The organism is Bifidobacterium sp. LH_389, from assembly GCF_056357235.1.
Map to the genome: position 1 here is coordinate 51,595 of NZ_JBKEVR010000008.1, position 25,991 is coordinate 77,585.

At 65.0% G+C, this 25,991-nt stretch carries 18 protein-coding genes; 4 read left to right on the forward strand and 14 right to left on the reverse strand.

The window, feature by feature from the left end; translation table 11 throughout:
• Positions 1 to 201 precede the first annotated feature (201 nt).
• Positions 202 to 915: an HD domain-containing protein gene (locus tag AC1AZA_RS08550; protein ID WP_476514236.1), complete on the reverse strand. Its 714-nt coding sequence runs from the start codon at positions 913 to 915 to the stop codon at positions 202 to 204.
• Between the two features lie 131 nt (positions 916 to 1,046).
• On the opposite strand from AC1AZA_RS08550, the gene zwf reads away from it, so the two are divergent.
• From zwf to pgl, 3 genes are all read left to right on the forward strand, one after another.
• Positions 1,047 to 2,570 (forward strand): glucose-6-phosphate dehydrogenase, encoded by a 1,524-nt coding sequence (gene zwf / locus AC1AZA_RS08555; RefSeq protein ID WP_476514237.1) that lies wholly within the window; start codon positions 1,047 to 1,049, stop codon positions 2,568 to 2,570.
• On the forward strand, positions 2,567 to 3,505 hold the full coding sequence (locus AC1AZA_RS08560; RefSeq protein ID WP_476514238.1) for a glucose-6-phosphate dehydrogenase assembly protein OpcA: 939 nt from the start codon (positions 2,567 to 2,569) through the stop codon (positions 3,503 to 3,505). Before zwf ends, AC1AZA_RS08560 begins: the two co-directional genes overlap by 4 nt.
• 195 nt (positions 3,506 to 3,700) lie before the next feature.
• Positions 3,701 to 4,528, forward strand: coding sequence for a 6-phosphogluconolactonase (gene pgl / locus AC1AZA_RS08565; RefSeq protein ID WP_476514239.1), 828 nt, complete (start codon positions 3,701 to 3,703; stop codon positions 4,526 to 4,528).
• 134 nt (positions 4,529 to 4,662) lie between these two features.
• On the opposite strand, the gene gndA is transcribed toward pgl, so the two are convergent.
• The 11 genes from gndA to AC1AZA_RS08620 all read right to left on the reverse strand — a co-directional run bounded on the left by gndA (position 4,663) and on the right by AC1AZA_RS08620 (position 21,137).
• Positions 4,663 to 6,087, reverse strand: coding sequence for an NADP-dependent phosphogluconate dehydrogenase (gndA, locus tag AC1AZA_RS08570; protein ID WP_476514254.1), 1,425 nt, complete (start codon positions 6,085 to 6,087; stop codon positions 4,663 to 4,665).
• 141 nt (positions 6,088 to 6,228) lie between these two features.
• Positions 6,229 to 7,626: an MATE family efflux transporter gene (locus AC1AZA_RS08575; protein WP_476514240.1), complete on the reverse strand. Its 1,398-nt coding sequence runs from the start codon at positions 7,624 to 7,626 to the stop codon at positions 6,229 to 6,231.
• 118 nt (positions 7,627 to 7,744) lie between these two features.
• Entirely contained in the window at positions 7,745 to 8,602 is an 858-nt protein-coding gene (locus AC1AZA_RS08580; RefSeq protein ID WP_476514241.1) for a class II glutamine amidotransferase, read from the reverse strand.
• Between the two features lie 112 nt (positions 8,603 to 8,714).
• Positions 8,715 to 11,135, reverse strand: coding sequence for a KUP/HAK/KT family potassium transporter (locus AC1AZA_RS08585; RefSeq protein WP_476514242.1), 2,421 nt, complete (start codon positions 11,133 to 11,135; stop codon positions 8,715 to 8,717).
• A gap of 162 nt (positions 11,136 to 11,297) precedes the next feature.
• The gene (locus tag AC1AZA_RS08590; RefSeq protein WP_476514243.1) at positions 11,298 to 12,257 is read right to left on the reverse strand and encodes a TatD family hydrolase; all 960 of its coding nucleotides are present in this window, start codon (positions 12,255 to 12,257) and stop codon (positions 11,298 to 11,300) included.
• Positions 12,258 to 12,296: 39 nt separating this feature from the next.
• A complete protein-coding gene (locus AC1AZA_RS08595) occupies positions 12,297 to 14,096 on the reverse strand; it encodes an ABC transporter ATP-binding protein (protein WP_476514244.1) in 1,800 nt (599 codons plus the stop codon).
• Positions 14,097 to 14,115: 19 nt separating this feature from the next.
• Positions 14,116 to 15,963 carry an ABC transporter ATP-binding protein gene (locus AC1AZA_RS08600; protein ID WP_476514245.1) on the reverse strand — a complete coding sequence of 616 codons (1,848 nt, stop codon included), beginning with the start codon at positions 15,961 to 15,963 and terminating at the stop codon, positions 14,116 to 14,118.
• 274 nt (positions 15,964 to 16,237) lie between these two features.
• Positions 16,238 to 17,563: a UDP-N-acetylglucosamine 1-carboxyvinyltransferase gene (gene murA, locus AC1AZA_RS08605; RefSeq protein WP_476514246.1), complete on the reverse strand. Its 1,326-nt coding sequence runs from the start codon at positions 17,561 to 17,563 to the stop codon at positions 16,238 to 16,240.
• A 184-nt stretch (positions 17,564 to 17,747) separates the two neighbouring features.
• Positions 17,748 to 18,857, reverse strand: a complete 1,110-nt coding sequence (locus AC1AZA_RS08610) for a diguanylate cyclase (RefSeq protein ID WP_476514247.1) — start codon at positions 18,855 to 18,857, stop codon at positions 17,748 to 17,750.
• 513 nt (positions 18,858 to 19,370) lie between these two features.
• Positions 19,371 to 20,447: a lysostaphin resistance A-like protein gene (locus tag AC1AZA_RS08615; protein ID WP_476514248.1), complete on the reverse strand. Its 1,077-nt coding sequence runs from the start codon at positions 20,445 to 20,447 to the stop codon at positions 19,371 to 19,373.
• A 63-nt stretch (positions 20,448 to 20,510) separates the two neighbouring features.
• Entirely contained in the window at positions 20,511 to 21,137 is a 627-nt protein-coding gene (locus AC1AZA_RS08620) for an NUDIX hydrolase (RefSeq protein ID WP_476514249.1), read from the reverse strand.
• A gap of 120 nt (positions 21,138 to 21,257) precedes the next feature.
• Between AC1AZA_RS08620 and AC1AZA_RS08625 the strand changes: the two genes are divergently transcribed.
• Positions 21,258 to 23,318 (forward strand): glycosyltransferase, encoded by a 2,061-nt coding sequence (locus AC1AZA_RS08625; RefSeq protein ID WP_476514250.1) that lies wholly within the window; start codon positions 21,258 to 21,260, stop codon positions 23,316 to 23,318.
• A gap of 195 nt (positions 23,319 to 23,513) precedes the next feature.
• Here AC1AZA_RS08625 and AC1AZA_RS08630 read toward each other — a convergent pair whose 3' ends face one another.
• Together AC1AZA_RS08630 and AC1AZA_RS08635 are read right to left on the reverse strand one after the other, a co-directional pair.
• A complete protein-coding gene (locus AC1AZA_RS08630) occupies positions 23,514 to 24,842 on the reverse strand; it encodes an ABC transporter ATP-binding protein (RefSeq protein WP_476514251.1) in 1,329 nt (442 codons plus the stop codon).
• 102 nt (positions 24,843 to 24,944) lie between these two features.
• Positions 24,945 to 25,781 carry an ABC transporter permease gene (locus tag AC1AZA_RS08635; protein WP_476514252.1) on the reverse strand — a complete coding sequence of 279 codons (837 nt, stop codon included), beginning with the start codon at positions 25,779 to 25,781 and terminating at the stop codon, positions 24,945 to 24,947.
• Positions 25,782 to 25,991 lie beyond the last annotated feature (210 nt).

A 25,991-nucleotide genomic window follows, 5' to 3' on the forward strand; every position in this document is an offset into this window, starting at 1 on the left:
GTACAACCTTGCACTCATCATGGTCCGGTTCACAAGTTTTTTTCGACTTCAACTTGTGAACCGGCCCGACCGACCAACCGAACATGCAAATCCGCAGAATGAAGCCAAACCCCGTGCGCGGCTCTGCGCGGAAACGTGCGATTGCCGATTCACGAGTTTTTTCGCCGTTCAACGTGTGAACCGGATTTTGCCGAAAGGCCCTCAGATCACCCTCATGCCGTACTGCTCGGCGAGCGCCGGCACGTCCGGGACACCCCACTTGGCCACCAGATCGAGCCACGTGCGGCGGTTGGATTCGCCGAATCGGGCCGCGCGGGCCGTGTACGCGTCCACGGTGAGGAACTTCGGCGGCACGGATTTGCTGTGGAACTTGTCCGCATACATCACCACCTCCTGCTCAAGGTTCACCGGCACGTAGTCGGCCGGGGGCAACGGCAGACCCTGCTCCGCCACGGCCTCGCGCGTGAGCCCCACGCCGGTGTGGTTGCGGGCGAACTCGGCGATCGACTCGTCCACACCCGCCTTCAGCAGGAGTTCGTACCCGTTGAGCCCGTGCAGAATGTAGCGCTTATGGCTGAACTTGAGCGGTTCGCCGTCGGTGCCGTCATGCTTGAGCACCGTGTAGGTGCCGATGTCGTGCAGGAGTCCGCCGACCACCACCAGATGCTCGTCGATGAGACGCGGCGGAACCGTGCCGCCATGCACGGCACCGGAGTCGAATCCGCCGTTGCGCTCCGGCGCGTCGGCCGGCAGCGTGCAACGGCGCATGAACAGCGCGTTCGCATGGTGGGCCACCTGCCGGGCGATCGTGGCCACGATGACGCAATGCGTGTGGATGAGCTCATAGGCGTCTTCGCTCGGCGCGTATTCATGGTGAAGTTCGTCGATCTGTTCGACGCTCGGAATCATGCCCATGCCACTCATCCTAGCCCTGCGGGCCGGACGCCCGAACGCCCCAGCATATGGCATGAATCGAACACGGTCCCGCGTCTACCTCTACAATCGGCAGGGATGGTGTTTCCCGCAACGACCTGCAAGGAGGGGATATGGCTTGGACCAACCCGCTGCGCGACCCGCGCGACATGCGTCTGCCGCGCATTGCCGGGCCGTGCAGTCTGGTGATCTTCGGCGTCACCGGCGATCTGGCCAAGAAAAAGCTGCTTCCGGCGGTGTACGATCTGGCCAACCGCGGCCTGCTGCCGCCGAGCTTCGGCCTGATCGGCTTCGGACGGCGCGACTGGGACAACGAGAAGTTCGCGAACTTCGTGGAGGAGCACGTGCGCGAGCACTGCCGCACGCCGTTCAACGAGGACACGTTCGCCCAGCTACGCAACGGCCTGCGCTTCGTGACCGGCACCTTCGACGACGCCGATGCGTTCGGCCGCCTGTCGGACACGGTTTCGGAGCTCGACCGCGACCTGGGCACGCGAGGCAACCACGCGTTCTACATGTCCGTGCCGCCGCGCGCGTTCCCCGTGGTGTCCCGTCAGCTCGCCGCCTGCGGTCTGGCGCATTCCACCGAGGGGGCATGGCGCCGCGTGATCATCGAGAAGCCGTTCGGGCACAACCTGTCCAGCGCCAAGGAGCTCGACCGCGTGGTCTCCGAGGTGTTCGCCCCCGAATCGGTGTTCCGCATCGACCATTACCTCGGCAAGGAGACCGTGCAGAACCTGCTGGCCCTGCGGTTCGCGAACACCATGTTCGAACCGATCTGGAACGCCAACTACGTCAGCCACGTGCAGATCACCATGGCCGAGGACATGGGCATCGGCGGGCGCGCCGGCTACTACGACGGCATCGGCGCCGCACGCGACGTGATCCAGAACCACCTGCTGCAGCTCATGGCCCTGACCGCCATGGAGGAGCCGGTGTCGTTCACCGCCGCGGACCTGACCACGGAAAAGACCAAGGTGCTCTCCGCCATTCGCCTGCCGCACGACCTGGCGGCCCACACCGCCCGCGGCCAGTATGCGGCCGGCTGGCAGGGCTCCGAGCGCGTGGTCGGCTACTTGGACGAGAAGGGCATCGATCCGGCGTCCACCACCGAAACGTATGCGGCGATCCGCCTCGACGTGGACACCCGCCGCTGGGCAGGCGTGCCGTTCTACCTGCGCACCGGCAAGCGGCTGGGCAAGCGCGTCACAGAGATCGCCGTGGTGTTCAAGCGTGCCCCGCACCTGCCGTTCGAGACGACCGCCACCAAGGAGCTCGGCCGCAACGCCGTGGTGATCCGCGTGCAGCCGGACGAGGGCGTGACCATGCGCTTCGGTTCGAAGGTACCGGGCACGGCCATGGAGGTGCGCGACGTGAGCATGGACTTCAGCTACGGCCGCTCGTTCACCGAGGCTTCGCCGGAAGCCTACGAACGCCTGATTCTGGACGTGCTGCTGGGCGACCCGCCGCTGTTCCCCACCACCCGCGAGGTGGAGCTGAGCTGGGAGATCCTCGACCCGATCGAGGAGTTCTGGTCCACGCTCGGCCAGCCGCAACCGTATCGCGCAGGCACGTGGGGCCCCGAGGAGGCCGACGCCATGCTCGCCCGCGACGGACACCATTGGAGGATGCCATGATTCTTGAACTGCCGGACACGTCGACCGGCGCGATCTCGCGCAAGATCGACGAACTGCACGAGGAGCGCGGCGAGGCGGCGCTGGGTCGCGTGCTCACGCTGCTCATCACCACGGACGCGGCGAATCTCGAGGCGTCGCTGGAGGTGGCGAACGCCGCCAGCCGCGAGCATCCGTGCCGCGTGATTGCGATCGTGACGGACGGCCACGTGGATACGAACATCGCCGACCACAGCTCCACGCTGGACGGCCAGATCCGTTTCGGCGCGGACGCCGGCGCGGGCGAGATCATCATCCTGAAGCCCACCGCCGCGCTCACCCGCCATCTCGACACGCTGGTGATCCCGCTGCTCGTGCCGGACGCGCCCGTGGTGGCGTGGTGGCCGACGCGCGCCCCGGAGAACCCGGCAGTGGATCCGATCGGCCGCATGGCCCGCAGCCGCATCACCGACGCGATGCGCGCCCCGAACCCGGAAGCCGCGTTCACCGCCCTGCGCGCCCACTACAGCGAGAAGGACGTGGACCTTTCCTGGACGCGTCTGACCATCTGGCGCGCCCTGCTGGCCACTATGCTGGACCAGCCGCCGCACCTGCCCATCCGCTCGGTGCGCGTGGTTGGTCCCACGAACGACATTCCGACGGAGCTGCTGGTCTCGTGGCTGGCGCTACGGCTCGACGTGCCGGTGCGCGTGGAGCGCGACCCGGAAGCGAAGGCCGTGCAGGGCGTGTACTTCGACCGTGAGGACGGCGAGCTGGCGTTGCTGAGACCGGCCGACGATCAGGCGACGATCCGCCAGCCCGGTCAGGCCGACCAGAGCATGTCCATGCCCGCTCGACCGCTCGAGGACTGCCTGAGCGAGGAACTGCGCCGGCTTGATCCGGACGAGATCTACGCCGAGGTGATCACCAAGGGCTGGTCCTTGGTCGATCACGAGTGACGGACCGGAACGGACCTCGTCACGATGCCCTCGGAAAGCCGCGCATGCCGGACGCCACACGGACGGCATGCGCGGCTTTTTCTGCACCACAGGACCATGGATGCCCGAGTCGTGAGCCGTCCGAGCGCCAGCCGTTGCACCAGAGAACCAGAGAATTACCGAACCCCCGAACCAGAAAACCGTAAGGAGCACATCATGCCATTCGCCGCACACACCGCACATACCGCATCCACCGCGCCGCGCACGGTCGTTGTCTACCCGAATCGCAGCCTGCTGCACGAGGCCGTGGCGTCCCGGCTGCTCATCGCGCTGTCCGACCGGCTGGCCGTGGCCGACCGCGCGGACATTGCGCTGACCGGCGGCCGCGACGGCAATGCGGTACTGGCCGCACTGCCCGCCAATCCGCTCAACGCCATCGTCGATTGGAGCCGCGTGCACCTGTGGTGGGGGGACGAGCGCTTCGTGGCGGCGGACGATCCCGATCGCAACGCCCGGCAGGCGCGTGAGGCGTGGTTCGGTGCGATGATCGCCTCGGGCCAGATTCCCGAGTCCCATGTGCACGAGATGCCGGCGGACAAGCGTTCCGCCGCCGAGATCGCCGATGCCACGGACGCGGACAACGATGCGGTGCTGGCCCGCGCGGCCGCCGACTATCAGGCCGAGATCGAGCGCGAACTCGGCGCGGACGGCACCTTCGACGTGGCCATGTTCGGCATCGGTCCGGACGGTCATTTCGCCTCGCTGTTCCCCGACCACCCCGAAGTGCTCTCCGCGGACCCGGCCGTCAAGGTGACTGGCGTGAACCACTCCCCCAAGCTGCCGCCCCTGCGCGTGAGTCTGACCGTGCCGTTCATCCATGCCTGCCATGCGGTGTGGATGATCGCCTCCACCCCAGGCAAGGCCGACGCGGTGGCCGGGGCGCTGGCCGGAGCGGACAACCCGCACGTGCCGAGCTCCTTCGCGGCCGGCCGTGGGCAGTCCCTGTGGCTGCTCGACCGCGACGCCAACGCCAAGCGCGGCTGACAGACAGAGCTGACAGGCGATTCCGACGCCGCACGCCGCACAACGCACAACACAATAACGGGTGGTGCGCAGGACCACATCAGATCCCGCGCACACCCGTTTGCGATTGACGCAGCCGATCAGCCAAACAGCCGTCAGGCCTGCTTGATCTCCTTGCGGCCCGGCTCGGCCCACAGCGTGTGGAACACGCCCGGCTCGTCCACGCGCCCGTAGGTGTGCGCGCCGAAGAAGTCGCGCTGGCCCTGGATCAGGGCGGCGGGCAGGCGCTTGGAGCGCAGGCCGTCGTAGTAGGCCAGGGAGCTCGCGAACACCGGGACCGGGATGCCGGCTTCGGCGGCGCGGGCCACCACGCGGCGCCAGGACGCCTGGGCGCCCTCCACCGCGGCCTTGAAGAACGGGTCGAACAGCAGGGAACCGAACTGTTCGCCGGAATCGTACGCGTCGGAGATGCGGTTGAGGAACTTCGCGCGGATGATGCAGCCACCGCGCCAGATGCGAGCCACGGCACCGAGGTCGATCTTCCAGCCGTATTCCTTCGCACCGGCTTCGATCTCGTTGAACCCCTGCGCGTAGGCGACGATCTTGGAGGCGTACAGGGCCTGACGAACGTCCTCGATGAACGCGGCGCGCTCCTCCGGGTCGGCGGCGATGGCGCTGAACGCCCCTTCCGGCTCGGGCCCGGCGAGCGTCTTGGTCTGGGCTTCGGCGCGCAGATCCGCCTCGGAGGACAGTCCACGGGCGAACACGGCCTCGCCGATGCCGGTGACCGGGGTGCCGAGGGCCAGCGCGGTCTGCACGGTCCAGGTGCCGGTGCCCTTCATGCCGGCGCGGTCCACGACAATGTCCAGGAACGGCTTGCCGGTCTTGGCATCCTTGTGGCGCAGCACTTCGGCGGTGATCTCGATGAGGTAGGAGTCGAGGTCGCCCTTGTTCCATTCGGTGAACACGTCCGCGAGCTCATCCACACTCAGGCCGAGGCCACGGCGCATGAGGTCGTAGCTTTCGGAGATGAGCTGCATGTCCGCGTATTCGATGCCGTTGTGCACCATCTTCACGAAGTGGCCGGCACCGTCGGAGCCGATGTGGGTGACGCACGGTTCTCCTTCCGCCTGCGCGGAGATGGTCTTGAGGATCGGGCCGAGGGTCTTCCAGGATTCCTCGGTGCCGCCGGGCATCATGGACGGACCCTTGAGGGCGCCTTCCTCGCCGCCGGAGACGCCGCAGCCCACGAAGTGCAGACCGCGGGCGCGGATGGCCTTTTCGCGGCGGATGGTGTCCTTGAAGTAGGCGTTGCCCGCGTCCACGATGATGTCACCCGGCTCCATGAGGTCCGCGAGCGCGTTGATCATCTGGTCGGTCGGGTCTCCGGCCTTGACCATGATGATCGCGGTGCGCGGCTTGGCGAGCGACGCCACGAACTCCTCGAGCGTCTTGGAGGGGATGAACTTGCCTTCGCTGCCGTGCTCGTTGATGAGGGTTTCGGTACGCGAGTAGTGACGGTTGTAGACGGCCACCGTGTTGCCGTGGTGTGCCAGATTGCGCGCCAGGGACGCTCCCATCGCGGCGAGGCCCACCACACCGATGTTTGCCAGTTCTTCAGCCACAGCTCCACCTTTCGTGTCGATTGCTGTTGTGTGCTCCATGACCAGTGTACGAGACATGCCACATATTGGGAATGCGGCGTTCCGATGAGTGGCGGCTCAGTCCACGAGTCGATGCCGCGTCCACCGCCCGGTGCGGTAGCGCAGGTAAAACAGCAGCGTCCGCACGCCCCATTCAGTGAGCCACACGGCCCACAGGCCCACGATCTGGTAGTTCAGCACCACGGAGACGAGGTAGCCCACGCCGATGCGGTAGATCCACATGGAGCTCAGCGAGCAGATGGTGGTCCACTTGCCGTCACCGGCGGAACGCAGCATGGACGGCAGCACGGACTGCGCGGAGAACAGCAGCGGGTAGGCGATCACGTTCATCCACATGAGCGTCCACAGGATGCCGTAGGTGGCGGGGTCGGCGTGGTAGAAGGAGGTGATGGCCCACGGGAACAGTCCGGCGAGCAGCAGGCCGGCCACGCCGGAGACCAGAGAGCCGGCGAGGATGAACGAGCGCATGATCTTGCGCGTGTACTTCACGTCGCCCGCGCCCATGCTGGCCCCGGCTATGGGCACGATGGCGACGCTCAGCGTGCGCGGCGCGATCTCGATGAGATGGCACCACGAGCCGATGATGCCGTTCGCGGCCAGCTGCAGCGTACCGAACGGGACGATGAACATCTGGATGATGAGCTTGCCGCCGTTGAAGAACAGGTCCTCGAGAATGAACGGCAGGCTGACGGACAGCACGTTGCCGATGCGCCGCACGTCCACGCGCAGCAGCATGGCGCGCGTCACGTGCAGTTGCGGCGCATAGCTTTTCAGTAGCGCCACGCCCATGGCGGCACCGATGATCTGCGAGACCACCACGGACCACGCCAGTCCGGGCACGCCCATGCGTAGCCAGACCACGAACACGATGTTGAGCACCATGTTGCTGCCGTTCGCCACCACGGACAGGGCGAGCGTGACGCGCGTGCGCCCGATGCCCCGCAGGGCCCCGGCCACGGCATTGTACAGGCCTCGCAGCGGGTAGCTGACGAGCAGGCCGAACAGGAACACGTGGATGTTGGCGAACACGTCCGGTTCGGCGGCTCCGAACAGGAACGTGATGATCTGGTCCTCGAAGGCGAGCACGATCGCGGAATACACGACGGTGACGGCCAGCATGGCGTGGATGGCCGAGGCGGTCACCCGCCCGATCTGTTCGCGGTGACCGGCGCCGAAGTGCTGCGAGACGAGCACGCAGGTACCGAGCGCGATGGCGTTGAACGTGCCGAACATGAGCCAGTGGACCGCGTTGGCGGTGTTCACCGCACCCACGGAGGCCGGGCCGTCGGAGCTGATGATGCCGGTGTTGCAGAATTCCACGAGCGTCATGAACACGGTGTCCACGAAGATGGGCAGGACGAGGTTGTAGACGTCCCGCGCGGAGTAGCGCTCCCCGCGGAAGGCGTTGAGGACATGCTGGTAGTGGACGTTGGAGGCGAAGTCCGGCCGATGCATGCGTTGCCACGCTCCTCTGGTCGTCGTTGACGTAGGTTTCGGTACCGTCGGTAGCAGGCCCCAGTATAGTGCAGTGCTGCGCCGGCGTTCGCATCGGTTGCCAGCGGTTGCCGACGCGTTACAACGTGCGCAGGCGGAACTCCCCGGTGCGGTTGGAGGCGACGATCATGTGGTCGTTCGGCAGTTCGGTCCACCCGTATTCGGCGGGCTGGTCGAACCCGGAGGAGGCGGCCACCACGCCGCCGGTGTTGAGCCTGCGATAGCGGATCACGCGGTAGTCGTAGGCGAAACGTTCCATGCCGTAGGACGCGTACAGCTCCACCACGCGCGGCGAGACCTCGGTACGGGCGCAGGCGCGCAGGATCACCAGTTCGTTTTCGCTCTGCAGCATGCAGTTGTAGGAGCTCAGCGGGTAGTACCGGCGCAGTAGCGCCACGGCCTGGGAGACGGACTCGGCCAGCGTGCAACCCATGCGCACGCGTTCGAGCACGAGCGCGAAGTAGATGGCGGAGTCGCTGCGTCCGCCGGTTTCCGCGAGAATCTCCCGGTTGACGGGGAAATTACGGTTGGTGACGATGTTGAGCCCGGTCTCCTCGGAGGAGATGTCCCCGTTGTGCATGAAGCTCAGGCCGTCGCAGAAGAACGGCTGCTGGTTCTCGATGATCAGCGGCAGGCCGGAGGATGCGAGGCGCAGATGGTAGATGCCGCCGCGCGCGCCCTGACGGGAGACGATCTGGTAGATCTGGTCGAACCGCGCCGCCACGGTGGACTTGTACACGCGGGTCGCGGTTTCCGGGGTGCGTGCGCCGCCGTCGGAGAAGTGGCGTGTCACGGTCGGCTCGGTGACGAGCGCGCAACCCCAACCGTCGTTGTGGATCATGGACTGCTGACGGTACTGTTCGGCCAGCCGCGTTCCCAGCACATCCTGAAGGCTGAGATTGCGGCCCGACGTGGCGTATCCGAGCAATCTGCACATGTCTACCTACTGTAACGGCCGATCTGCGAAAACGCCGCCGGGACGCTATAACGGTTTCTTATGGCCGGCCTTCGGTTCCGGCGGCTTCCTCCCGACCGCCGCGGCAATCGTTTCACTTCTTGGCAGCCGGCCGCATCCCCACGCGCACCAGACCGGGCACGCGGCGGGTGGAGACGAACAGCGGCTGCGTTTCGATGAGCGGATTGTACGGGGCCAGGCCGAACCATTTGACGGGCGAGCCGGCCACGTGGCGGATCGCATACTTGATCTGCAGCGAGAGCGCGCCGCGCGAGGAGATCTTCGACTCGGGCATGAGCGCCTTGTGGATGAGCACGTAGCGGATGGTGCCGATCTGCGGGTCGGCGTCCACCTTGGGGTAGATGGACTTCTGCTGCGGCAGTTCGCCGGACCGGGACAGGTCGTGCATGATCTGGTGCAGGTACGCCGGTATGGACTGGTTGACCTTGAAGCCCAGACGGATGCGCACGCGGAACAGGTAGTTCGTCCCGAAGTTCTCCACCGAGTATTCGCGGGTGAACGGCTCGTCCGTGGTCTGCACGGACACGGCCCACCAGGCGCGCGCACGCTTGGGGTGGTCGGCGAAGATGGAGAAGAAGATGTCCGTGTCCAGACGCTTCATGTCCGCGTCGGAGGTCAGGTACACGATGTTGTCCGCGAAGTACGGGATGCGGAAGTCGCCGTGCAGGCGCTCCAGCGCGGGCAGGCAGTCCTTGGGGGCCATGTGCCGGCGCTGGGCGCGCTCCAGCTTGGTGCCCTCGTTCCACGTGTACATGATGATCAGGATGGCCACGGTGAGCAGCAGCGTGAACCAGCCGCCGTGCAGGAACTTCGCCATGGAGGCGATGAAGAACATCACCTGGATGGCCAGGAACACCACGGTGAACACGATCGCGCCCACGCGCCGGCCGTCGTACCACAGATAGACGGCGAGCAGGATGGTGGTGGTGATCATGGTGATGGTCAGCGCCAGACCGTACGCGGCGGAGATGTGCTCGGAGTCCTTGAAGATGCCGAGCACGATCAGCGTGGCCGCGCACAGCACCACGTTGATGGTGGGGATGTACAGCTGGCCGCGCGTGCGGGCCGGGTAGCGCACCTGCAGGTGGGGCATCCAGTTGAGGCCGGTCGCCTCGGAAACCATGGTGAATGCGCCGGTGATGAGCGCCTGCGAGGCGATGATGCCGGCCGTGACGGACAGCAGCACGGCCACGTAGCGCACGTTGGGGCTCATCATCTGGAAGAACGGGTTGACGCCCTCCACGCCCGCGAGCGCCGGATTGTTCTGGTTGCGCAGAATCCACGCACCCTGGCCGAAGTAGTTGAGCACGAGGGCTATCTTGATGAGCGGCCAAGTGAAGTAGATGTTGCCGCGGCCCACGTGGCCCATGTCCGAGTACAGCGCCTCGGCGCCGGTAGTGGACAGGAACACCGTGCCCATGAGGGCTATGCCGGCCGCGTTGTGCGGACTGAACAGGAACTTGATGCCGTACACCGGGTTGAGCGCCGCCAGAATGGTCCAGTCGCCGCCGATGTTCACCGCGCCCACGATCGCCAGAAAGCTGAACCATACGAGCACGAGCGAGCCGAACACCTTGCCGATGGATTCGGTGCCGCGCGACTGCACGGAGAACAGCACCACGATGATCACCACGGTGATCATGAGCGTGAGGTTCTCATTCTCCCGAAACAGCGGTTCCACGAGCGGAATGGTCTTGAGGCCCTCCACTGCGGACGAGATGGACACGGCCGGGGTGAGCACCGAGTCGGCCAGGAACGCCGCGCCGCCGAGCATGGCGGGGATGGCGAGCCACGCCCCGCGCCGGCGGATCAGGGAGTACAGGGCGAAGATGCCGCCCTCGCCCTTGTTGTCGATGCGCATGGCGATGAGCACGTACTTGACGGTGGTGATGAGCGTGATGGACCAGAACACCAGCGAAAGCATGCCGTACACGGCTTCGCTGCTGGCGTTGGCAAGCCCGCCCTGCCCGGACAGGAACGTCTGAGCGGTGTACAGCGGCGAGGTGCCGATGTCGCCGTAGACCACGCCGAGCGCCACGATGGCCATGCCGAACGTGACGCGGTCCGGCCCGGACTGCAGGCGCGCCCACCAGCGGCCGACCGGCCCGCGGGATTCCGCCTTGGCGAGGCGTTCGGCCTCCTTGCGCTGCTGTTCCCTCTGCTTGGTGAGCTCGGCGCGTTCCTCCTTGGTCAGGACCCTTCGGGACACCTTGGGCGCGTTGGTGTAGTTGCCGCGCGGCAGGACGGTCTTGTCCCTGTCCGCCGGATCCGCCGGCTTGGCGGCCGGGCGCGCGGGGGCCTTGGGTGCCGTCTTGCGCTCCCATGCGGGGTGCGCGGGCTGCGGTTGCGCGGTTTTCACGTCCGAGGGCTTCACGCCGGAAGGCTTCGCGGCCGCCGCGTTCGTTGCGTTCGCGGCGCCCGCCGCATCAGTCACGCTCGGTGTGGCGTTCGCGGCGCGTTCCCCCTGCGCCGCACGCTGTTTGTCCTGCGCCATGACCGTCCTTTCGCACGTCCTTCACGATATACACACATCTGGTTTGCCGTGGGATAGGTTAGTACCAAATGCCCCGGTTAGGAAATCGTTAGGACTCACGATAGCCAAATTCCCCCGTCCTGTCGAAGTGGAGCGGGGTGAACGGCCGGCACAGAGGGCGAGTCACACGCCGTACACCGTGCGCGTCACCCTTCGCGTGGCCTGCGCCACCGTGGCCAGCGGCAGATCCATGGCGTCGGCGAGCGCGGTCAGCGTGTAGGGAATCATGTACGGGGCGTTCGTGCGCCCGCGATACGGCATGGGAGTCAGGTAGGGCGCGTCGGTCTCCACCAGAATGTGGTCGAGCCCCACGATGCGCGCCGAGGCGCGGATGCCGTCGTTGCCCTTGTAGCTCACCGTGCCGGAGAAGCTCAGGTACCAGCCCTGCTCGCGCGCGATCTCGCCCATTTCCGCGTCCCCGGAATACGAGTGGAACACCGTACGCTCCGGCGAGCCGTCCCTGAGCAGCGTTTCGATCACCTCCCGGTGCGAGTCCCGGTCGTGGATCTGCATGGGCAGGCCGAGCTCCTTGGCCAGGGCGATGTGCGCACGGAACGCCTCTCGTTGCAGCTCCCTGGCGCCCTCGCCGGTGCGGAACAGGTCCATGCCGGTCTCCCCGATCGCCACCACCTGCTCCGGGTGCTGCGTGGCGAGCCGGTGGACCTGCGCGAGCGCGTCCTCGAACGGCACGTCGTGCCAGGGCTTGTACTTGATTTCCAGACCGTCCGGGCCGGGCACGCCGCGGTGCCCGTGCAGCACGGCCTCGTTGGGATGGATCGCGAGCGCCGCGTGCACAAGACCCGGATGGTCGACGGCCATTCGGACCGCCGTCTCCAGGTTCGGCAGCTCGCAACCCACGTCGATAATACCCTCGATGCCGACAGCCTGCGCCTGCGCGAGAATGTCGTCCACGCCGTACACGGGCACGGGGGCCTGTCCCCGGACTTCCGCCTCGTGGCTCATGGCCCGGGCGAACGGCACCACGGACGCCACGTGCGTGTGGTTGTCCACCGTCCACGCCTCACGCGGCAACGGTTCGGGCGCGGGCGCCCAGCTGCGGTCACGGTGATGATGCTTGCTCATGGATCCAAGCGTACGCCGCCGGCTGATCAGCCGGCCCGATCAGCCGATGGCCGCCGTGATCATGGCGTACTGCGACTCGTAGAGCCGCCAGTAGGCGCCCTTGCGCGCAAGCAGTTCGGCGTGCGAGCCGCGCTCCACGATCTGCCCGTGGTCAATGACCATGATCTCGTCCGCGTTCTCGATGGTGGACAGCCGGTGCGCGATGATGAAACTCGTACGGCCCTTGAGCAGGTGGGCGAGCCCGGCCTGCAGCGCCTCCTCGGTGCGCGTGTCGATGTTGCTGGTCGCCTCGTCGAGGATCAGGATGCGCGGGTCCGCAAGCAGCACGCGGGCGAATGCGATGAGCTGGCGCTGGCCGGCGGACAGGGTCGACCCGCGCTCCTCCACCACCGTGTCGTAGCCGTCGGGCAGCTCCATGATGAACTCGTGCGCGTGCACGGCCTTCGCCGCCGCCTCGATCTCCTCGTCCGTGGCGTCGAGCCTGCCGTAGCGGATGTTCTCGCGCACGTTGCCGGAGAAGATGAACGTGTCCTGCAGCATCACGCCCATCTGGCGGCGCAGCGATGCGAGCGTCACGTCGCGCACGTCGTGGCCGTCCACCTTCACCGAGCCTTCGGACACGTCGTAGAAGCGCGACAGCAGGCTGATGATGGTGGTCTTGCCGGCGCCGGTCGGCCCCACGAGCGCGATCGTGCGCCCGGGCTCCACGTGGAAGTCCACGAGGTTGAGGATGTTGCGCCCGCCGTCCTCGTAGCGGAACACCACGTCGTTGAAGTCCACGCGGCCCTTGATCGGCGGCAGCTCCGTCGCCCCCGGACGGTTGCGGATCTCGGGCGTCACGTCGAGCGTCTCGAAGATGCGTTCCAGATACGCCGAGCAGGTGATGAGCTGGTTGTAGAAGTTGCCGATGTTGATCACCGGGTTCCAGAAGTTGTTCGCATAGCCTACGAATGCGATGAGTACGCCGGTGGTCACGTCCACGCCGCCCAGGCCCATCACGCCCACGAAGTAGATGAGCGAGATGGTCGTCACGGAGATGGTCTGCACGCCCGGCCACATGAGGAACTGGATGTGCACGGCCCGCATCCACGCCGCGCGCACCTCGCCCTGCTGCTCCTGGAAGTTGCGGAACTGGGCGGCCTCCTGCGCGAAGGTCTGCGTGGTCTTCACGCCGGCGATCGACTCGTGGATGTACGCGTTGAGGTTCGACTGCTTGTTGGACAGCTTCTGGTAGGCGCGGCGCTGGAAGATCTTGAGCACGTACACCCACACGAGCAGCACGGGGAACAGCGCCAAGCTCCACAGGGCCAGCTTCCAGTCGATGGCGAACATCACCACCAGCGTGATCACGAACGTGAACACATCGGAGATCACGTTGATCAGGCCGGAGGACAGCGTGTCGGACAGGGTGTTCACGTAGTTGACCACGCGGATGAGGATCTTGCCGTGCGGACGCGAGTCGAAATAGCTGAACGGCAGGGTCTGGATGTGCGTGAAGATGTCCCGGCGCATGTCCTTGAGCATGAGCTGGCCCACGCGCGTGATCGCCACCGTACGGTAGCGCAGCCCGCACTCGTACAGCAGGATCAGCGCGGCGAGGATGCCCGCGAGCGTGCCAAGCTGGGGCAGATTGCGGTTGGGGATCGCCTCGTCGATCATCACCTTGGTCAGGTACGGAACGGACACGATGATGCAGCTCATCGAGATCACGACCGCCAGAATGCGCGCGACCCTGCCCATGTAGGGCTTGAGGTACCGGCCCACGCGCAGGATGTCGCGCACGTTGATGCTCTCCTCGAGCTCCTCGTCCTCACGGTATGTGTTGCGTTGCTGTGCCATCTTGAATCCTTACGAAGCCTCAGAAGCCCTGCGATGAGCCCGACTGCACGCCGAGCTGCTTGTGGTAGATGTCCCAGTAGCGTCCGTGCGCGGCCACGAGCTGCTCGTGCGTGCCGCGTTCCACGATCCGCCCGTGCTCCAGCACCAGGATCAGGTCGGAGTCCTTGACGGAGGAGATGCGGTGCGCGATGGTGATGATTGTCTTGCGGCCGTCCATCTCGCGCAGGTGACGCTGGATCTCCGCCTCGGTCTCCATATCCACGGCGGAGGTGGTGTCGTCCATAATGAGGATGGCCGGGTCGTCGGCGAGCGCCCGGGCCAGACTCAGGCGCTGCTTCTGCCCGCCGGACAGGCCCACGCCGCGTTCGCCCACCACCGTGTTGTAGCCTTCCGGCATGGAACGGATGAAGTTGTCCGCTCCGGCGATCTCGGCCATGCGGCGGATGTAGCTTTCGTCGCGGGCGGCCTGGTCGGACGCGCCGAAGCCGATGTTGCTGCCGATCGTGTCCGAGAACAGGAACGTGTCCTGCGCCACGATGCACACCTGCGAGCGCAGCGTGGCGAGCGGCCAGTCGCGCGCGTCGATCCCATCGATAAGCACGTGCCCCACGGTCGGGTCGTAGAAGCGGGCCACCAGGTTGACGAGCGTGGATTTGCCGGCGCCGGTCTCGCCCAGAATGCCCAGCTTCGCCCCGGCGGGCACGGTGAAGTCGATGTCCTTGAGGATCGGGGTCTCCGGGTCGTCGGGGAAGGCGAAGCTCACGTGGTCGAACCGGATTTCTCCGCCGATGCGCTCCGGGGTGATCGGGTGCGGGGCGCCCACCTGTTCGGCGATCGCCACGGCCTGCTTGACGGAGGCCTCAGCGTCCGGCTTTTCGGTGATGCGCGATTCGGCGGTGAGCAGCCGGCGGATCTTGATGCAGCTGGCGTTGAAGCGCTGCCAGTCGTTGATGAGCCATCCGGACTGGCGCACCGGCCCGTCGATCATCCACAGGAACGAGTTGAAGCTCACCAGATTGCCCAGCGTCATGTCCCCGCGGATCACCAGGAAGCCGCCGAGCCCGAGCGTGATGAGCTGCAGCGAGAAGCCGAGCCCGTCGAGCCACGGCATGTACCGGCGCGTGTTGTAGGCGAGGGCCATGTTGCGTTGCATGTAGTCCTCGTTGCGCTCGTCGAACTTCTCGGTCTCGTACGGTTCGCGCACGAACGCCTTGACCACGCGGTTGCCCTCGATGTTCTCCTCCACCATGGAGTTGAGCGAGGCGAGCGAGTTGCGGATCGCGTAGAACAACGGGTGGGCGTGCGAGGACAGGCCGCGCGTGAGCACGAACAGGAACGGGGTGACGCAGGCGAGTGCGAGCGCGAGCCGCCAGTCGATGGAGAACATGACGCACAGCGCGCCGATGAACATGACCACGCAGTCGAGCACGTTGTAGCTCACCCAGCTCAGCGCGTGGCGGATCGCATCCGTGTCGGAGGTCATGCGGCTCATGATGTCTCCGGTGCGCGTGTGGTTGAAGTACGTGAAGTCGAGCTCGTGGAGCTTCTCATATTCGTCGCTGACCAGCCGGTACACGGAGTTCTGCCCGAAGCGTTCCATCCACATCTGGTAGCCGTAGCGGGCCCCCACGCGCACGACGGTCATGGCGATCATGAGCATGCACAGCCGGACGAGCAGGTCGGTCTCGCCGCCCGTGATCACCCGGTCCACGATCACGCCGCTCAACAATGGGATGCTCAGCGCCATGGCGTTGTTGAGGCAGAACAGCACGAGCGCGCCGGCAACGCGCGGAAAATCAGGTTTGCAGTAGGGCAGGATCCACCTGAGGTTGCCCTTGTCCCGGTTACGGTTCGGATCGACGTACATGTGGCAGATTCCTCCGCGTTCCTTCGCTCGTTCTCTCTGCTTGGCTTGCTCTCTGTGCGCTTCGGGCGGTCGTTCCCGCGACGGCCTGACGGGCTACCGCGCCCGCCCGTCATCGGACGACGACCAGTCTATGCTCACCCCTGCACTGGTACAACCTTGTATCCGTTCGGCGTGTTGCCTCCCCAACCGCCCGTAGCCCGCGGCCGACGGCGAGCAAAAGACAGCGGGTCCCGGCACTCCGCGGAATGCCGGGACCCGTGTTCATCCCATACCGTCAGTCGATGTCCGCCCCGAGCTGGTGCAGCTTGCCGCGGAAGTCGGCGTACCCGCGGTCGATGAGCGAGATGCCGTGCACGTCGGACGGCCCCTTGGCCGCCAGCGCCGCGATGAGGTGCGAGAAGCCGCCCCTGAGGTCCGGCACGTCGATGTCACGGCCGGTGAGCGGCGTGGGGCCGAAGATCACCGCGGAATGCTTGTAGTTGCGCTGCTGGAAGCGGCACGGCAGGGAGCCGAGGCATTCGCGGTACAGCTGGATGGTCGCGCCCATCTGCACGAGCGGCTTGGTGAACCCGAACCGGTTCTCGTACACGGTCTCGTGCACGATGCTCAGGCCGTTCGCCTGGGTGAGGGCCACCACGAGCGGCTGCTGCCAGTCGGTCATGAACCCGGGGTGCACGTCCGTCTCGATGGCCACCGGATGCAGGTCCCCGCCCGGATGCCAGAAGCGGATGCCCTTGTCGGTCACGTCGAACTCGCCGCCCACCTTGCGGAATACGTTGAGGAACGTCATCATCTCCGGCTGCGTGGCGCCCTTGACGAAGATGTCGCCGTGAGTGGCGAGCGCCGCGGACGCCCAGCTCGCGGCCTCGATGCGGTCGGTCAGGGCCGTGTGCGTGAAGCCCTTGAGCTCCTTGACGCCCTCGATGCGGAACGTGCGGTCCACGTCCACGGAGATCACGGCACCCATCTTCTGCAGCACGCACACCAGATCCATGATCTCCGGCTCGATCGCCGCACCGGACAGCTCGGTCTTGCCCTCCGCCAGCACGGCGGCCAGCAGGGTCTGCTCGGTGGCGCCCACGGACGGGTACGGCAGATGGATCTTCGCGCCCTTGAGCCCGTTCGGCGCGGTGATGTGGATGCCGTCCTTGTGTTCCTTGTCCACGTTGGCGCCCAGCTTGCGCAGGGTCTCCAGATGGAAGTCAATGGGCCGGCCGCCAATGTTGCAACCGCCGAGCGCGGGAATGAACGCCTCGCCCAGCCGGTGCACCAGCGGCCCGGAGAACAGGATCGGGATGCGCGAGGACCCGGACAGCGTGTCCACGTCCGCCACCGACGCGAGCTTGACGTTCGTCGCGTCAATCGTCACCACGCCCTGGGCGCCGTCCACGTCCACGTTCACGCCGTGCAGACGCAGCAGGTCGGAAACCACGTGCACGTCACGAATCTCCGGCACATTCCTGAGCACGGAGGTGCCGGGGGCGAGCAGTGCGGCCACCATGGCCTTGCTCACGAAGTTCTTGGCGCCACGAACCTTGATGGTGCCGTTCAACGGCTTGCCGCCGTTCACATGGAGGATGTCCTCGCAATCCTGTGCCACGTCGTTCTCCTCTGATGTTTCCGCGTCCCCGATATCAGCCGGGCTGATTCAGCTAACCTTCAGTCTGCCACAGTGCGTGTGGGGACATGGTGAAATGCGCCCCGAGCCGAACCGGGAATACCGGGCAGTTTTGTTCCCGTTCCGGCAAGCTCGGCACGCTTCCGCCACCCCGGCAGGCTCCGACCTAGGCGTGCAGACCCGCCTTGATCTCGCGCGCCAGATTCGCGTCCCACATCGCCCCCGTGGCGGACATCACGGCGTCCGCACCCGCCCTGCGGTAGGCCGCATAGTCCGCGGGTACCGTCACACCGCCCACGCCCACGATGGCGAAGTCCAGCCCCATGCGCTCGCGCACGGCCGCCAGACGACGCACCATGTCCAGTCCGGCCGAGCGGATCGCCGCACCGCACACGCCGCTGCGGTCGCGCCCCTTGCCCGGCAGCGCCTGATTGCCCTGCGCATCCACGAGCTTCGCGCTGATGGTGTTGATGGTGGCGAAGCCCTGGACCGTGCCGCGCGCGGCGGTCTCGTGCACCATGCGCTCCAGGTCCAGATCGTCCGGCAGGTAGGCGAGCTTGACGATGAGCGGCCGGTCGCCGATCTCGTTCTTCACCGCCTCGGTGATCTCCCCCACCAGATGCGCGTCATGGCACAGCAGGCGGTTGTGGCCCTCGTTGGGGCAGCTGGTGTTCATTTCCATCAGGCCGGCTCCGGTCTCGCATACCAGCCGGGCCGTGCGCACGTGATCGGCTACGTAGTCCTCGCGGCTCATGCCTTCCGTGCGGGAGCCCTGAAAGCTGGGAACGAGCAGCTGACCGGGCCCGGCCGCGGCAATGGCGTCGCGCATGTCCGGCTGCCACACGTCCGGGTCACGGCTGGGCACGCCGAACGAGTTCGAGATGGAAATGGGCGTGCGGTAGTCGGTGTCCGCGAGCACACCCTCGTCCAGTTCGGCGCTGCCGGGCGTCAGCTCCCCGTTCGCGGCCTTGGGGTGCACGGCCAGCACGTTCGGGAACGGATTGCAGCCCCACGCACGCGAGCGCACGGTTTTGTAGACGGCCAGGTCGAAGCCCATGCGGAAGGCGGCCGTGGTGAACCTGGCGTTGAGCAGCGGGCCGGCGGGAATGCCGAACGGCAGGGTGACGTCGAAACCGAGGAACGTCCCCCCGGGGGCCGCCGCGGATGCGGGCGCCGGCTCCCCCGCCAGCGCCTCGGCGAACGCCCCGAACGGGCCGTCCGCGTAGTTCTCGTCATAGGTGCGGTTCACATCGTAAAACGGCTCGAAATCACTCATGCCTCAAGGGTACGCGAGCCTACGGTCACGCCGGCCGCCGCCTCGGGCAGGGTCTGGTCCGCGCATATGCGGCGCTCCGCGCCCGTCCGGCATGTGTCTCGCCGCACCCATCGGCCGCCGCGCATCACGTAGTCGCCTCACGCACCTGCCGCTGCCATGCATCCCTCGCGCATCCGCTGCACGTCCGACACGGTCTCCGCCGTCCACCCGCCACCTATCTGCAGAGTGTGCAGCACATTCGCGCCCTTGCGAACACCTATCTGCGTTCTGTGCAGCACCCTCCCGCCGGGACTCGGGCTTTTACCTGCCCCGGGCACCGCAATTCCGCCGCTTCGACCCCACTATGAGGCCATTTCACGGCCATTGTGCGGACGCACCTGCTGCACAGAACGCAGATAGACCCCCGCACATCCCGGAAAGTGCTGCACACTATGCAGATACACCCCGAGCCGCCCGCCCAAGGCACCCGTCCAAGCGCGCAGCCCCCACATTCCGCAGTCAGACCGGCACCGGTCACTGCGCCGCCACAATCACGCTCACCGTCATCACGATGGTCAGCATGTTCAGCGCCGCAAACATCAGGAACCACACGGCCGTCCATCCCCAGTACGTGCCATGCGGCGAACGGTTCGCCCTCGCATAGGCCGCCAATTCCCGCCCGTGGCGCGCAAAGACCACGATGCCGCCAATCACACCCACACCCAGCAGGAATGCCACATACACGGTGGTCCCCGCATCGCCGTACGCCGTGGCCCACTGGGCGAGCACGCCGCCCAGCACCGCGTTGTTGAATGCGTGCAGCGCTATCGCCCACACCAACGAGTACTCCATGGCCACGAAGCCGAGCAGCAGCCCCATGAGGAAGGCGAACGTCCCCTGCACCGGATCGCCGTGGAACAGGCCGAACATGAACGCGGACGTGACGATGGCGAAGTTGCGTCCGTACGGCGCCAGCGAACGCATCAGCACCCCGCGGAACACAATCTCCTCGCACACCGGCGCCGCCAGTCCGATGTACAGCCACATGGGCCAGTTCGTGGCGGCCGCGTTGAGCGACTCCATTGCGGGAGACGTCAGGTTCACGCCCATGGCACCGAACAGCATCCGCGCAAGCAGCAGCACGGCCTGCGCGCTCACCAGAAGCACCGTGAAGTCCAACAGCCACGGCGCCCGCATGCGTTTCGCCTCGCCATGGTCGCCAATCCAGAAACCGCGCCGGAACGTCATGTGCCGGTTCGCCGGCAACAGGAACAGCATGCCCGCCGCCACGCCGATGAGACTCAGCATGCCGGTGGCCTGCAGGACCGCCTGACTGACCGCGGTCGGGCCACTGCCGATCATCGTGTCGTTTCCGGAACGCAACGCCGTCACCTGCACGATCTGTTTGCCCAGCTCCGCGACGGCCTGCGCGATGACCACGTACAAAAGCACCATGCCCGCCGGCCGGTTCACGCCCTTGCGCATGATGCGCCGCGCATCCCGCGCCGAGGGCCGGACTGGCTGCGGCTGCGGCGGATACGGGTACTGCGGCTGGTACTGGGTTCCCGGATATTGAGGCGGCATGTTCTGCGGCGGCTGAGGCACTGACATGCCACCAGCCTATCGGAAAACCGCCCCCGCCGCGATCCCTCCGTTTGCCCTATCTGCGGGCCGTCATTCGGCATCCGCCGAACGATGCGCCTTCCACACGGTGTACGCGGCGAGCGTGATGCCGTCCATGATGCCGCCGTCCGCGATCATCTGGTCGATCTCCTCGGGGCGCAGCCACGCGAACGTGGATTCGGTGGTGCGCGGGATGCCGGCGTCCTCGGCGGGATCGACCGTCACCTCCACCACGGCCACCGAGTCGCGCAGCTTGCACGTGTCGGCGTGGATCATCTGCAGCAGGCGGCGGCCAGTGGCGTGGACGCCGGCCTCGTCGAGCAACTCGCGCTCGGCCGTCGCACTGGCGATCTCGCCGGATTCGCCCAGCGCGCGCGGGAACTCCCATTCGAACGAGTTCGTGGCGATGCGCCAATGCTGGGCGAGCAGAAGCTTGCCGTCGCGCACGGCCACGCACACCGCGCTCGGCTGCCCGCCGCGCACCTGCGCGAACAGGATCGGGTACGTCTCCTCGTCGTTGCCGGGGGCGCTCACCGTGGCTTCGATCACCGTGAATCCAGCGTCGTCGTTGCCCCGGAACACGGCCTTCTCCCCGTGCACCAGCAGCTGCGGTTCCAGACCGCTGCGGATCGCGGAGACGGGATTGACGGATTCGTTGGCGTGGCTGGCGTCGACCATACTGCGTACCTCACTACGTAACTTCTGTTTTGAGTGCGTACCAGCTTACCGGACACCCCCGAAGTCGTCCACCCGGTTGCGGCATACGCGCGCCGCAACCCCGTTTGTATAATGAGTGCCATGCCGAATGTCAGAAACGCCAAGGATTCGCAAGCCGCTTCGCCCGCATGGGAGGTCGTCAACCGCGTGGTCTACCCCGTCAGGGACCAAGACCTCACCATGCCGCTGTACGTGGTCGAATGGACGCGGCCGCATCTGACGGATGCCGCCTTGGACCCTCTGGCGCACCTGCGCGGCACCAAGCTGGACGGTCAGCACCCCGCGCAATTCCAGCACCTTGTCAATGACGGCATCCGGCAGCATCAACAGACCGTCAGCCGTGACGTTTTCACCGTCGCCGGTCGCCGCGCATTGACCGTCAAGCCCGGCAAGCGTGCATCGCTCTGCACGTTCTTCAACGCGTTTCCCGCGAGCTACTGGCGGCGTTGGACGGCGGTCCGTACCGTCCGATTCACGGCAACCGTCACCGGTACGGGATTCGTTACGTTGCACAAGTCCAACGCGCGCGGATTCATCACCCCTCTGGCCGATCTGCCCGTAGCCACAGCAGACGGGGAATCGACGACGATCGTCTACGATCTGCCGCTCAAGGGCATGCTGGACGGCGGCTACTTCTGGTTTGACGTCACTTCCGCGGACGATTCGCCGCTCACCGTTGCCGATGCCGCATGGTCCGTGCCGCAATCCGCTCGGCGCGGGGGCTCGTCCACTACTCCCACCACGCTTTCCATCGCGATCACCACGTTCAACCGTCCCTCCTACTGCCATGACCAGCTCAAGGCCATCGCCGGCGAACCCGCCCTGCGCGAGCGGCTCGACACCGTATACTGCACCGATCAGGGCACGGATCTGGTCCGAGACCAGCCCGGTTTCGCCGAGACCGCTCAAGATCTGGGGCCGCAACTCACATATCTGAGGCAGCGCAATCTGGGCGGTTCGGGCGGGTTCTCCCGCGGCATGTTCGAGACGGTCAGGGCCGGTTCCAGCACCTATGCGCTCATGCTGGACGACGATGCGATCAGCGAACCGGAGTCGATCGTCCGTGCACTGAATTTCGCCGATTACACGAAGAAGCCCACGTTGGTGGGCGGCGGCATGTTCCATCTGGACAACCGCACGATTCTGCTGACGCTCGGCGAACATTGGAATCCGGTCACCAACATGCACGGCCCCGTGATCGGCCGCCCGTACAACCATGATTTCGCGCAGGAGCCGCTCGCCGAATCGCCGAACTGGCATCAGCGCATCGAAACCGACTACAACGCCTGGTGGATGTGCTTGATTCCCACCGACGTGATCCGCACGATCGGGCTTGGCCTGCCGGTGTTCATCAAGCATGACGACGTGGAATTCGGCCTGCGCGCACGCAAAAACGGGTTCCGCACCGTGAGTCTTCCCGGCGTGGCCGTCTGGCATCAGGCTTGGCACGACAAGGATCCGCTGCGCACGTGGGAGGAGTATTTCGTGGTGCGCAACCGTTGGATTCAGGGGTTGCTCCATTGTGACAAGCCGAATTGGCATTTCCTGCGCGAGATGATCGCCGGCGACGTGAACGCCGGTTGCAAGCTCACGTATTCCGCGATCGCGCTGCGGCACAAGGCCATGGTGGATCTGCTTGCCGGTCCGCAGCATATCGTGGATACGTTCCCCACCATCATCGGCGATGTGCGCAAGGCTCGCGAGGGATTCCCGGATTCCACGGTGATCAAGGACATCGATTCGGTGCCGGAACCGGAACGGCTGTTCATTCCTCCGGAGCGCCATCTGAACAAGCGGGGCATCAGCAAGCTGCTGCTGCGCACGTACCTGCACGCGCTGTTCAGCCGACGCGCTGGCATGACATCGCCCCGCCCGCAGGTGATGGTGCCGTACAAGGATGCGTTCTGGACCACGTTCCTCAACGTCGACTCAGCATTGGTCACCACCCCGGACGGCGACGCCGTGGAATGGTTCCGGCGCGACAGTGCGCTATACCGCCGTATGGCGTTCGGCAACCTGCGGCTGTTCCTCAAGCTGTACCGCAATTGGGGCCGGTATGCGCGCATGTACCGCAGCTACGACATGGCCAGCATGAAGGTCTGGGAGCGCATCTTCAAGGAAACGAGCGAGCCGGACGCGTGAGGCGCGCGACGGGCTTCGCCGGCTCGTTCGTCCCCTGCTTTCTGCATCATCCATCGGTTTTCTGCATCATATTACAAAGTTTTGATGCAGAAAACCGGTGGATGATGCAGAAAATGGTGAGGCAACCATGGTGGAGAACGCGCATAGGATTGAATCCACGGTCCGTTGAAGGTGCAAAGCTTGCATCTTCGCTTTTCATTTCGCCCGCAGATCAATCAGATCGGGAATGATATTCCCCTCATCATCGCGTTGTCTGATCCGGATTGCACTGTCGTTGAGCAGCGCATAGGAATCACGGCAGTTGGGATCACGAATCACGAACGTGCAGGCATTGTCGTCGATCGCCACAGCCACCATATCGGTGAAGTTCGGGTCAGTCGCGGACGGAGTTCGCAGCGATGTGATCAGTCGGAACTCACCGTCGTTGAACAAGTTGCATGGCACTTCGAAATGAACGGTTTGATGACCGTGCTTGCGCATCTTGACGATTTTGGCACCGGTGTCGTAGGTGATGCCGCCGCGTCGGATATCATTCATCGAAATCGCCAGATAGAAATCGCCGGGCTCGTCGTACTGGTATTCCACGTCGAATCGGAACACGTCCTTGGTCGTGCACATCGGCGAAGAAACCGGCACCGTACGCAGCAATGGGCAACGTTCGTTCAAGCCGTTCGGATAGCCGCCGCGCGCTTCCTGCTCCTTGCGCTGCTGTTCACGTTCGGCTTCGAGATTGGCCAACGTATACTCCTGTGCGACGCTCTCTTTATCCCCGATAATCTTGACTTCGCCGTCTTTGATCATCATGGCGCGCGTGCAGTATTTCTTGACCGAATCCATGTCATGCGTCACCAGGATGACAGTCTTGGTTGGATCGGCGCTGATCTGCGCGAAGAAATCGCTGCACTTGCGCTGGAACGCCTCGTCGCCCACGGCCAGCACCTCGTCGAGCACGAGGATGTCGCCCTGCGCCTTGATGGCCACGGAGAACGCGAGGCGCACCTGCATGCCGGACGAATAGTTCTTGAGCTTCTGGTCCATGAAGTCCCCAAGTTCGGCGAACTCCACGATGTCGTCGTACATCGCATCGATCTCCTCAGTGGTGAATCCAAGGAGGGCACCATTGAGGTACACGTTCTCGCGTCCGGTGAGCTCCGGGTTGAAGCCTACGCCCAGTTCAATGAACGGAACGAGTTTGCCCAGTGTCTTGATGCTACCGCGATCGGGTGTATAGATCCCGGAAATAAGTTTGAGTAATGTGGACTTGCCGCCGCCGTTGCGTCCCACGATGCCGAAGAACTCACCCTGATGCACTTGGAACGAAATATCCTTGAGAACCTCCTGCATCCGGTAGCCTTTGATGCCTTTGGTCCAGTTGATGAACGCCTGCTTAAGGCCCGTAGCCTGCTCCGTAGGCAATCGGAACGACTTGCCCACATGTTCGACGTCCAGAACCACCGGCGTTCTCGTAAAATCCAGCGTACCGTCCGCGGTACGCGCATCCATTGCGGTGTTCGTTGCAGTCATCGTGGTACTCTCCTTGCCGAAATCTTAGCCGTGATTGTATCTGCTACCGTTCGCGCATTTCACGGCTTCCGTTCTCTTTTCACTGAGCTACGGACAATGCGGCTACATGATCTCCGCAAATTTACTGGTATTGCGACGGAACAGGTAAATTCCCAGCCACAGCACCACCAAGGTCAGTGCCAGCGGAAACGCCTTGGCGTACCACGAGCCGAAGGATGTCCATACGGTCGGCTGAGTCTCCGGAGCCAGAAGATTATGCCGGATGTCCTGAATGGCCTGCGCGATGGGATTGAGCAGCTCTAGCCGAGCCAGATGGGCGTATGGGCCGCCCTTGTCGATGACATAGCTCAGCGGGTAGATGATCGGCATAGCATAAAAGATAACCTGCTGGAGCACCTCCCATATGTGTGCCACGTCACGGAAAAACACGTACATTGTGGCAAGTATGAGCGTGAGTCCCAGAGTCAGCAAGTACAGTTGCAGCACGTTAAGCGGAACAAGCAGTACGGCCCACGTAAACTTCACGCCAGAAAACAGTGCAAACACGAGCACCACTACGAAGTTGATGCCGAGGCTGATGAGAGAACCCACGGTAGCGGAAACCACCACGATGTAATTGGGAAAGTGAATCTTACGCAGCAGGTCACCACGATCCACCACCGATCGCAGCCCTATGGAGGTCGCTTCACTAACGAACTGCCAGGCGCTGATACCCATGAGCAACACCACAGGATACGTGGAGGTTCCATCGGTCATCCGCAGGAATTTGCCGAACACCAGATACATTACGCAGAACAGCATAAGCGGCTTGAGCACGGACCAAGCCATGCCCAGGAACGAACCTTGGTAGCGCAGCTTGAAGTCCGTCTTCACCAACCCACGGAGCACCACCCACGAATACTCGTAGCGGTTTCTGAGACTCTCGACGTATTTCTTCACGGGTTCATCCTATCAGCGAGGGCACCGCGACCCGCGTCACGGGGCATCGCCACCACATCTACACGGCATCCGCGCATCAAACGTGTGCGATTCCCCATCTCGAGGTGCCTCATTTGAAAGTGAGCGCGTAATCCGGAGTGGTGCCTCACTTGGGGTGAGCGCGAAATCCTAGTCCCTGTCGGCTTGCGGGGTTTCGTCGTCTTCCGGTTC